At 68.1% G+C, this 10,479-nt stretch carries 9 protein-coding genes; 2 read left to right on the top strand and 7 right to left on the bottom strand.

The genetic code is table 11. From position 1 onward, the window contains the following. Positions 1 to 27: 27 nt before the first annotated feature. Entirely contained in the window at positions 28 to 825 is a 798-nt protein-coding gene (locus NC7_RS27260) for a nuclear transport factor 2 family protein (protein ID WP_067988531.1), read from the bottom strand. Between the two features lie 103 nt (positions 826 to 928). Between NC7_RS27260 and NC7_RS27255 the strand changes: the two genes are divergently transcribed. Further along, a complete protein-coding gene (locus NC7_RS27255; protein ID WP_067988528.1) occupies positions 929 to 1,720 on the top strand; it encodes a phosphatidylethanolamine N-methyltransferase family domain-containing protein in 792 nt (263 codons plus the stop codon). A gap of 51 nt (positions 1,721 to 1,771) precedes the next feature. Here the strand turns inward: NC7_RS27255 and ffh are convergent, their stop codons facing one another. The 6 genes from ffh to ftsY all read right to left on the bottom strand — a co-directional run bounded on the left by ffh (position 1,772) and on the right by ftsY (position 9,919). Next, a complete protein-coding gene (ffh, locus tag NC7_RS27250) occupies positions 1,772 to 3,325 on the bottom strand; it encodes a signal recognition particle protein (RefSeq protein WP_067988525.1) in 1,554 nt (517 codons plus the stop codon). 55 nt (positions 3,326 to 3,380) lie between these two features. Further along, positions 3,381 to 3,695: a hypothetical protein gene (locus tag NC7_RS27245; RefSeq protein WP_236573757.1), complete on the bottom strand. Its 315-nt coding sequence runs from the start codon at positions 3,693 to 3,695 to the stop codon at positions 3,381 to 3,383. A gap of 133 nt (positions 3,696 to 3,828) precedes the next feature. Beyond that, positions 3,829 to 6,261 carry a [protein-PII] uridylyltransferase gene (locus NC7_RS27240; RefSeq protein ID WP_067988519.1) on the bottom strand — a complete coding sequence of 811 codons (2,433 nt, stop codon included), beginning with the start codon at positions 6,259 to 6,261 and terminating at the stop codon, positions 3,829 to 3,831. Between the two features lie 77 nt (positions 6,262 to 6,338). Then, complete coding sequence (locus NC7_RS27235) at positions 6,339 to 6,677, bottom strand: P-II family nitrogen regulator (RefSeq protein WP_067493492.1); 339 nt, start codon at positions 6,675 to 6,677, stop codon at positions 6,339 to 6,341. Positions 6,678 to 6,682: 5 nt separating this feature from the next. Continuing rightward, positions 6,683 to 7,999 (bottom strand): ammonium transporter, encoded by a 1,317-nt coding sequence (locus NC7_RS27230; RefSeq protein WP_201449943.1) that lies wholly within the window; start codon positions 7,997 to 7,999, stop codon positions 6,683 to 6,685. 342 nt (positions 8,000 to 8,341) lie between these two features. Further along, on the bottom strand, positions 8,342 to 9,919 hold the full coding sequence (gene ftsY, locus NC7_RS27225; protein ID WP_067988513.1) for a signal recognition particle-docking protein FtsY: 1,578 nt from the start codon (positions 9,917 to 9,919) through the stop codon (positions 8,342 to 8,344). A 155-nt stretch (positions 9,920 to 10,074) separates the two neighbouring features. On the opposite strand from ftsY, the gene NC7_RS27220 reads away from it, so the two are divergent. After that, positions 10,075 to 10,464 (top strand): DUF2237 family protein, encoded by a 390-nt coding sequence (locus NC7_RS27220; RefSeq protein WP_019048221.1) that lies wholly within the window; start codon positions 10,075 to 10,077, stop codon positions 10,462 to 10,464. Positions 10,465 to 10,479 lie beyond the last annotated feature (15 nt).

Below are 10,479 nucleotides of genomic sequence, written 5' to 3'. Positions count from 1 at the left end.
GGTCTTCACAACAACACTCCAGACAACTCACCCGCCGAGGTAGACCGTCACACACTCGATACGCGAAGAGCCCGACGCGAAATCCACGAACACCACCCCACCCGACTCCCCCCTCCGCACACTGACACTCACCGTCCGCCCGGCCGCGATCACCTTGTCGCACTGCACAGACCGCACCATCTCACCGAATTCCGCAGGACTCACCGCGTCCCCTGACCCCACCCGCACACTCGCCCGCCCGAGCAACTCCTGAACCCGCCCCGAGTCCCCATCAGCCGCCGCGACGAACAACCCCCGCACGATCCGCTTCCCGTGCCTACCCACCCCACGTAAAGCCCGCATCATTCCCATCGCCCCACCCACCCCGAGTTCCCCGATCAACTGCGGCCCGAGTTTCGCCCCCGCGAGCACACCGGCCGACCCGGTCCGCATCAACCGCCCGACCATCACCCCCAACTCCCAGTGCGCGGCAAGCCGACTGATCCGCCACCCACCATCGGCCGCCACCAGGTCGTAGCGCAGATGCATCGGCACGACAACGGTCGCACCCGTCGACATGGTGGTCTCGATGTGCAGGTCACGCACCACCGTGTGCCCGGCGACGATGTCGCGCTCGACCCGAAAGGCGATGGTGTTGGGCGCGATGAAGACGTTGTAGAAGCGCGAGATCGCCTCGGGTCCGATGTGCGCACGCGATCCGTAGGGGTCGTGCACCGCCGCCTGCTCGGTGAACAGCCCGACCCAGGCGGTCTTGTCGTGGGCCGCCACGGCGCGCGGGGATGCGAGCACCGCCGCCAGCAGGTCCTCTGCAATCCGGTCCGCCATCTGCGTCCTCCATTGTCGCGCTCCCCCAACCCGACCCATGATAGAACGTGTTCTAGTTTTGCGTCGGCGATCACGCCCGACGCCTGTTGGACAGAGGATCTCGATGGACTGGTACACCGGGAACACCACCTACGACACCGTGCTGACCATCGCGTTCGCCTTCGCCGCGTTCGTCATCGTCGGCGGACTGTTCGCGCAGAGCCCGTACGGCCGCTTCGCATCGAACGCGGTGGGTTTCAATCTGAACCCGAAGCTGGGCTGGTGGCTGATGGAGCTGCCCGCGACGGTGGTGTTCGCGGTGTTCTATCTCAGCGGACCGAACCGTTTCGAACCCGTGCCGTTGGTGCTGGCCGCCATCTGGGTGCTGCACTACGGCAATCGCGGCTGGTTCTTCCCGCTCTCGATCCGGCAGGTGCCGGGCAAGAAGAGCACGTTCAATGTGTCGGTGGTCGGTGCGGGCGTGTTCGTGACGGCGCTGCACGGCTACCTCAACGGCGCGTTCTTCAGCAACGACTACGAGAACCAGTACGGCACCGCCTGGCTCACCGATCCTCGCTTCCTGATCGGGCTCCTCGTATACCTGAGCGGGTTCGCGCTGCTGGTGCGGTCGGAGTCGATCGTGCGGAACCTGCGCGACAAGAACGACCCGGGGGCCGCCGAATACCGCGTCCCACACGGCGGGGGTTTCCGTTTCGTCAGCAGCCCGGCCTATCTCGGCGAGTTGATCGCGTGGGCCGGGTTCGCACTGCTCACCTGGTCACTGGCCGGTGTGGCGATCTTCCTGATCACCGCGGGCAACCTGGTCCCCCGCGCCTTCGCGACCCATCGCTGGTATCGCGAGAAATTCGCCGACTACCCGCAGAACCGGAAAGCATTGATCCCCGGCGTGATCTGACCCGACACGCGACAACGCCCGCGGCCTGAGCTCGCGGGCGTTGCCGGTTCATCAGTTCTTCGGGAACTTCAACTGCGACAGGTCGATTCCCTCGAGACCGGGCGGCAGCTGGTCCAGACCGGGCGGCATCTGCGAGAGATCCATGCCCGGCGGCAGACCGGCGGGCATACCCGGGAATCCACCGCGCATCTTCGGCGGCGTCGGGCCGCGCCCACCCTTCTTGCCCTTCTTGCCCTTCTTGGTGTTGCCGCGGCGCCCGCCGGGCAGACCCATCTGACGGCCCATCATGGCCATCATCTTCTTGGCCTCGAAGAACCGGTCGACCAGCTGGTTCACCTCGGAGACCTGGACACCCGAACCGTTGGCGATGCGCAGCCGCCGGGAGGCGTTGATGATCTTGGGGTTGTCGCGCTCGGCGGGGGTCATGCCGCGGATGATGGCCTGCACCCGGTCGAGCTGCTTGTCGTCGACCGCCGCGAGCGCGTCCTTCATCTGACCGGCGCCGGGCAGCATGCCGAGCAGGTTGCCGATCGGGCCCATCTTGCGGATGGCGAGCATCTGGTCGAGGAAGTCCTCGAGGGTGAGCTCACCGCTGCCGATCTTGCGGGCGGTCTCCTCGGCCTGCTTGGCGTCGTAGACCTGTTCGGCCTGCTCGATGAGGGTGAGCACGTCGCCCATGCCGAGGATGCGCGAGGCCATCCGGTCGGGATGGAAGACGTCGAAGTCCTCGAGCTTCTCACCGGTGGAGGCGAACATGATGGGCGCGCCGGTGACATTGCGCACCGACAGCGCGGCACCACCGCGCGCGTCACCGTCGAGCTTGGTGAGTACGACACCGGTGAAGCCGACACCGTCGCGGAACGCCTCGGCGGTGCTCACCGCGTCCTGACCGATCATCGCGTCGAGCACGAAGAGGGTCTCGTCGGGGTTCACGGCGTCGCGGATGCCCGCGGCCTGACGCATGAGTTCTTCATCGATGCCGAGGCGACCGGCGGTGTCGACGATGACCACGTCGTACTGCTTGGCCTTGGCTTCCTCGATACCGCCCGCGGCGACCGCGACCGGGTCGGCGGCGGTGATGCCGAGGGGGTTCTCGCCACCGCCGATGGAGGTACCGGCGTGCGGGGCGAACACAGGCACGCCCGCGCGCTCACCGACGACCTGGAGCTGGGTGACCGCGCCGGGACGCTGGAGGTCACAGGCAACGAGCAGCGGCTGGTGGCCCTGGCCCTTGAGCCATTTGGCGAGCTTGCCCGCGAGAGTGGTCTTACCGGCACCCTGCAGACCGGCGAGCATGATCACCGTCGGCGGGTTCTTGGCCAGATTGAGGCGCCGCGTCTCACCGCCGAGGATCGCCACGAGTTCCTCGTTGACGATCTTGACGACCTGCTGGGCCGGGTTGAGCGCCGCGGAGACCTCCGCGCCCTTGGCGCGTTCCTTCACATTGGTGATGAACCCGCGCACGACGGGCAGCGCCACGTCGGCTTCGAGGAGGGCGAGACGGATCTCGCGCGCGGTGGCGTCGATGTCGGCCGGTGACAGCCGCCCCTTACCGCGCAGATCCTGCAGTGCACCGGTAAGCCGGTCGGACAGGGATTCGAACACCGATCGCGCTCCTGATCTGAAAGGGACCTCTATTGCCCTCCCAGGGTAATGGGTGTTATTCCCCGGAGTGCACGTGCGGTGGCGCGGTGCGGCGCAGTTCGTGATTCTCGATGTTGACCAGGTATATCGCCTCGCGTCCGGTGAGGCCGAGCTCACGCGAGAGCGCCTCGATCCGAGTCCACTCGGATTCGGCGGAATCGGTGTGGTGGGCGGTGGTCGAGGCGATGGTCATGGCGGCGAGGGCTTGGGCACCGGTGAGGGTGCGACCCGGCAACCACGAAACCACCCACAGGTCACCACCGACGCAACGCGCGATGTGCGCGGTCGCGTCGCTGGTCATCATCGATGCCGAGACGACTTCGATAGCCACGGATCAGCTCCCCTCGAACGAGTGACAGCCGGACCTTTCGAATGCTATAGGTCGTGTTTCGACTTATCGGGCAGCGGGAAACCAATACGTAGCAACCCGATAGCAATCGGTGAGTAAACCGTGTCCTAACGTTTCAGGCCTCCGCACCGATATCGGCGGGCGGCGGTGGTGGTGCCGGACGCGGAACCACGTCCAGAACGGCCTTTTCGATACGTTCGCGCAGGGCGGGGCTGTCGGCGTCGCCGAGTTCGAGGCAGAACGCGTCGACCACGGCCGTGCCCATCGTGACCACCTTGGCCCAGCGCACATTCGCGCCCGCTTTCGCGAATGCCCCGGCGAGGCGACTGAGCAGCCCGACCCGGTCCTCGGCGCGCAATTCCAGAATCACCTGTCCCGGTGCGGGTGTGGACTGCCAGATCAGGCGGGGCTGCGCGCGTGCGAAGCGGTCGACGGTCTCGGACTCGCGTTTGGCCAGCGCCGCTTGTAGATCCAAGGCGCCACTGCTGGCCCGGATCAGTTCCTGGCGAAGCAGACCCGCGTCGGGCGGGTCGCCGAACTTGGGGGTCACCACGAAGGTATTGATCGCCGAATCGCCGACACCGCCGAGTGCGGCCGCGAGCACCCGTAACGAATGCAGGGCGAGCACACCGGCGGCGTCGGCGAGCAGACCCGGTTCGTCGGGCGCGATGACGGTGACCACGTGGGTGTGTTTGCCCTCTCCCTCGCTCAGCGCCACATGCACGCCACCGGCCTGGGCCTTCGCCACGAGTTCCGGGTCGATCGGTTCCGGTTGCGGCAGTGTCTCCCCCGCCATCACCAATCGGCAGCGGCGGACCAGTTCGCCGATCAGCGAGGCCTTCCAGTCGCCCCACACACCCGGTCCGGTCGCCATCGAGTCGGCTTCGGCCAGGGCGTGCAGCAGGTCGAGCAGGCCGACATCGCCGCCGAGCGCGTCGACGACATGGCCGACGGTGGCCGGGTCGTCGAGATCGCGGCGCGTCGCGGTGTCGGGCAACAGCAGGTGGTGACGCACGATCGCACTGAGTGTGCGCACATCCGAGGGCCACAGGCCGAGCCTGCGCCCGATGTGGGTGGCCAGTTCGGCGCCGACCACGCTGTGGTCGCCCGTGCGGCCCTTGCCGATGTCGTGCAGCAGCGCACCGAGGATCAACAGGTCGGGCCGGGCGACGCGAGTGCTCAGGCCGGTGGCGTAGGCGACGGTTTCCATGAGGTGGCGGTCGACGGTCCAGGTGTGCATCGCGTCGCGCGGTGGGAGGTCACGGACCGCACCCCATTCCGGAAAGAGCCTGCCCCACAAACCGGTTCGGTCCAGGGCCTCCACCGCGTCGATGGCGCCGCGGCCCGCGCCGAGCAGCACGAGCAGGTCGTCGAGGGCGTCCTTGGGCCAGGGTTCGCGCAGTTCGGGAGCGTCTTCGGAGAGCCGATTGAGGGTGGTCGCCGACATCGGCAGCCCGGTCTGGGCCGAGGCGGCGGCGACGCGCAGGATCAGGCCTGGATCGCGTTGTGGGCGTGCGTCGCGGGCCAGCACCACCTCGCCCGCGTGCTCGACCACGTCCTCGTCGAGCGGGCGACGCACGGGGAGGCGGCGCAGCCGGGCCAGCCCACGTCGTGGCAGGGCGTTCGCGGCGGTGCGCAACCCGACGTCGGTCGAATAGCTCACCGTGCGCGCCGAATCGGTGAGAGTGCGAGCCAGGTCGAAACGGTCGCCGATACGCAGGGCGGCACCGATCTCGTCGGCGTCCTGTGCGCGTAACTGGTCGCGGGCGCGACCGGCCACACGGTGCAGTTCGGTGCGGACGTCGAGCAGACGGCGGTGCGCCTGCTTCAGGCCGCCGCCGGGTACCTCGGGCCCGAGACCCGGTACCGCGTCGGTCAATTGGGCGATGGCGAGGGCGTCGAGCAACTGGATGTCGCGCAGACCACCTCGGCCGTTCTTCAGGTCGGGTTCGGCGCGGTGGGCGATCTCGCCGCTGCGCTGCCAGCGGGCGTTCGCCTGGGCGATGAGACCGTCGAACCGGGACCGGATGCCGGTGCGCCATTCCCGGCGCACCCCACCGATCAGCAGATTGCTCAGGTCCTCGTCGCCGACGATGTGGCGGGCCTCGAGCAGGCCGAGCGCGGCGATGGTGTCGTCGGCGGCCACCCGCAGGGCTTGGGGCACCGTGCGCACGCTGTGGTCGAGTTTGATGTGGGCGTCCCAGAGCGGATACCAGAGTCGGTCGGCCACCTCGGCCACCACGGACTGGTCGACACCATCGTGCAACAGCACGAGATCGAGATCGGAATAGGGCAGCATCTCGCGCCTGCCGAGACCACCGACGGCCACCAGGGCCAGTCCACTGTCGGGGGTGATGCCGAGTTCGTTGCCCTTGCCGGTGAGCCACAGGTCGAACAGGTCGACCAGCGCCGCCCGCAACGCCTGTGGATCGAGCCGAGGATTGCGGGTGCTCGCTCCCTCGAGTAGCGCCGCTCTGGCCTTCACCAGGTCGGCCGCCCCGTTGTTCTGTGTTCCACCCTTGCGCTGTTCCACTGCCCCACCACCCATTCATGCGGGCGGCCCCGCCCCGACCGATTCCGGTAGGAGCGGGGCCGCTCGATCGTTTGCCGTGCGACTGCGGCGAATTACAGTGCGTCGGTACCGCGTTCGCCGGTACGGACCCGGATGATCGTGTCGACCGGGGTCACCCATACCTTGCCGTCACCGATCTTGCCGGTGCGCGAGGCCTCGACGATCACCTCGACGACCTTCTCAACCGACGCGTCGTCGACGACGACCTCGACGCGCACCTTCGGCACGAAGTCGACGGAGTACTCCGCGCCTCGGTAGACCTCGGTGTGCCCCTTCTGGCGGCCGTAGCCCTGGACTTCGCTGACGGTCATGCCGAGCACGCCTGCCTGTTCCAGCCCGGTCTTGACGTCTTCGAGCGTGAACGGTTTGACGATTGCCGTAACCAGTTTCATGTTCGTCATGCCTCCTTGACGAGCGAGCGTGCCGTGCCACCCACAGCAGCGAAATCGTAAGCGGTTTCCGCGTGCTCGGACTCGTCGAGACCCGCGGCCTCGGCCTCTTCACTGGCACGCAGGCCGATGGTGAACTTGATCGCGTAGGCGATGACGGCCGTGGCGACCAGCGAGTAGGCCAGAACCACGAAGGCACCGACAGCCTGCAGCTTCAACTGCTCGACCCCACCACCGTAGAACAAGCCGGTGGCGCCCGCCGGAGCTTCGCTGGTTGCGACCAGACCGACCATCAGGGTGCCGACCAGACCACCGACCAGGTGGACGCCGACCACGTCGAGCGAGTCGTCGAAACCGAAGCGGAACTTCAGGCCGACGGCCAGGGCGCACAGCGCACCGGAGACCACACCGATGGCCAGGGCACCGATCACGTTCACCGAGGAACAGGCCGGGGTGATGGCGACCAGACCGGCGACGATGCCCGAGGCGGCACCGAGCGAGGTGGGGTGACCGTCGCGGATCTTCTCCACCAGCAGCCAGGCCAGCATGGCGGCGGCGGTGGCGATGGTGGTGGTGAGGAAGGTGGCACCGGCGATGCCGTTGGCACCGAGGGCCGAACCGGCGTTGAAGCCGTACCAACCGAACCACAGCAGACCGGCGCCGAGCATCACGAACGGCAGGTTGTGCGGACGGAACGGCGTCTTCGGCCAGCCCTTGCGCTTGCCGAGGATGAGACACAGAACCAGACCCGCGGCACCGGCGTTGATGTGGACGGCGGTACCACCGGCGAAGTCGATGGCCTTGAGGTTGTTGGCGATCCAGCCACCGGCCTCAGCGGTGTAGCCGTCGAAGGCGAAGACCCAGTGCGCGACGGGGAAGTAGACGACGGTGGCCCAGATTCCGGCAAAGACGAGCCACGAGCCGAACTTCAGGCGGTCGGCGACCGCACCCGAGATGAGGGCGACCGTGATGATCGCGAACATGAGCTGGAAGGCCACGAAGACCGTCAGCGGGATACCCGCCGTGATCGGGGCGGTCGGGTCCTCCGGGGTCGCGGTGAACAGCGGGATACCCGGGGAATCGGCGGCGGTGCCACCGAAGATGCTCTTCAGACCGAAGTACTGGAGCGGGTCACCGATCAGGTTGCCCTTGTCCTCGCCGAACGCCATGGAGAACCCGTATAGACACCACAGGACGGTGACCAGTCCCATGGCCGAGACGCTCATCATGATCATGTTCAGCACGTTCTTGCCGCGGACCATGCCGCCGTAGAAGAACGCCAAACCCGGCGTCATCAACAGCACGAGCGCTGCCGACGCCAGCATCCAAGCGGTATCACCGGTATCCGGTGTACCGATCAATGGAAATGCCACCTTGTCTTCCTCCTCATCTCGGGCCTCGCCGATGACGGCAAAAGGACCTGTACAGAAGGGTCGCGACTTGGTGTTTCATCCGTTGAGCTGTGGTGTTTCACCTGCGTGAACGGATCGGCCACTTGTGTTGCCACCAGGTTTCGCGAGTTTCGCCACAGCTTGGCAGCTCACCGTGAGCTCGCCGCGCAGGTGCGGTTTGCCGCCTGTTCGCGCGGCGGGTCGCCGGTGCTTCCCCGCCCTGGACACGGCACTGCCCGCCCGGTTCGCGGTGACCGGGCGGGCAGTGTCGTTGCGCTAGGAGGTGCTGCCGAGCAGGGCGTCGACGAAGGCGCTCGGCTCGAACGGGGCGAGATGGTCGGCGCCCTCGCCCAGGCCGACGAGCTTCACCGGGACGCCGAGCTCGTGCTGCACCTGGAACACGATGCCGCCCTTGGCGGTGCCGTCGAGTTTGGTGAGCACGACGCCGGTGATGTCGACGACGTCGGCGAACACGCGGGCCTGCATCAGCCCGTTCTGGCCGACGGTCGCGTCGAGGACCAGCAGCACCTCGTCGACCTCGGCCTTCTTCTCCACCACGCGCTTGACCTTGCCGAGTTCGTCCATCAGGCCGGTCTTGGTGTGCAGGCGGCCCGCGGTGTCGATGAGCACGGCGTCGACGCCGCGATCGATACCCGCCGAGACCGCGTCGAAGGCGACGGCGGCCGGGTCGGCGGCCTCCTTGCCGCGCACGGTCTCGGCACCGACCCGTTCGCCCCAGGTCTGCAGCTGGTCGGCGGCGGCGGCGCGGAAGGTGTCGGCGGCGCCGAGCAGCACCCGGCGCCCGTCGGCGACGAGCACGCGCGCGAGCTTGCCGGTGGTGGTGGTCTTACCGGTGCCGTTCACGCCGACGACGAGCAGGATCGCCGGTTTGTCACCGTGCGGCAGGGCGTGGATGGAGCGGTCGAGTTCGGGACGCAGCGCCTCGATGAGCACGTCGCGCAGGGCGGTGCGGGCCTGCTCGGGCGTGCGCACGCTGCGGGCGGCCATCTCCTCGCGCAGTCGGGTGACGATGGCGGCGGTGCTGGCGGTGCCGATGTCGGCGAGGACGAGGGTGTCCTCGATCTCCTCCCAGGAGTCCTCGTCGAGGTCGCCGCCACCGAGCAGACCGAGCAGGCTCTTGCCGACGGCGTTCTGCGAGCGGGCCAGGCGACCACGCAGCCGGACGAGACGACCGGTGGTCGGGTCGATCTCCTCGATCTCGGTGGCGACCTCGGGCTGGGCGGGAGCGGTGCTCGGCGCTTCGGGTGCCGGAGCAGGCGTGACAGGTGGCGTGGTGTCCGCCGGGGTGACCTTCGGCGCGGGCGGCAGGGTCTCGGCGGGCGCGGTCTTCGGCGTCTCGGTCGGCGCGACCTCGGTCGGCGCCTCTGTCGTCGGCGCGGTGTCCGTAGGCGCGTTCTCGGTGGGCGTGGCAGTGGTCTCCGGCGCGGGTTCGGTCGGCGCGACCGGAGTCGTGAGGGACGAGGCGTCGTCCGGGACGACCACCGGCTCCTCGACCGACACGTCGCCCTCGGGCAGCGGTACGTCGGTGATGTGGCGGCGCGGGGCGTCGCGCGGGACGGCGGCGTCGTCACCGACGTGCGGTTGTCCCTCGGTGTCGGTGCGCTCGACGCGCGGTAAGGGTTCCGGGCGCGGTGCGGTGGCCGTCGACCCGCCCTGGGTGAAGCTGAATCCGCCGGAGGCGGTGTAACCACCGGAGCGGTCCGTGAGCTCCTTGTCCGGCTCGGGCGGCGCCAGCGAAATCTGGCGGCGCTTGTACAGGACGAAACCCGCGACGAGCGCCACCAGCAGCACGGCGGCGATCGCGGCGATCAGGATCCACGCTTGCGAACTCACTCGGCCGAGTCTATTCGGCTGCCTCGTCCCGGCACGTCGGCGGCGTCGTCCCGGCGGGTCGGCGGCTGGTTCCGGAGGTGTTGGCCGCGTGGCGGAAACACTACAGATTCGTTGTCCTGCGGAACTTCTGGCGTTTCACCCATAGGATCGGCGGAGTGACCGATCGAAACGTGCTTGGGGGGCCGCTGGAAGAGTGCGGCACCGATCCTCTCACGGGCTTCTACCGGGACGGCTGCTGCAGCACCGGTCCGGAGGATCTCGGCAGCCACACCGTGTGCACCGTGGTGACGGCGGAATTCCTGGAACATCAGGCATCCATCGGCAACGACCTCAGCACCCCGCGCCCGGAGAACAACTTCCCCGGGCTGCAACCGGGCGACCGCTGGTGCGTGGTGGCGGTCCGCTGGCTGCACGCCCACGAGGACGGTGTCGCCGCCCCCGTGGTCCTGGCCGCCACCCACGAGAACGCCCTCGAGGTCATCTCGATGGACATCCTGCGCAAATACGCCGTCGACGTCCCCGACGACGTCAGCGACCTGCTGTAGGGCCGCCTCGTCCGC

The organism is Nocardia caishijiensis NBRC 108228, assembly GCF_001612825.1.
GTDB lineage: Bacteria > Actinomycetota > Actinomycetes > Mycobacteriales > Mycobacteriaceae > Nocardia > Nocardia caishijiensis.
Note: the sequence above shows the minus strand (reverse complement) of the source record. Positions and strands in the feature narration are given on the sequence as shown.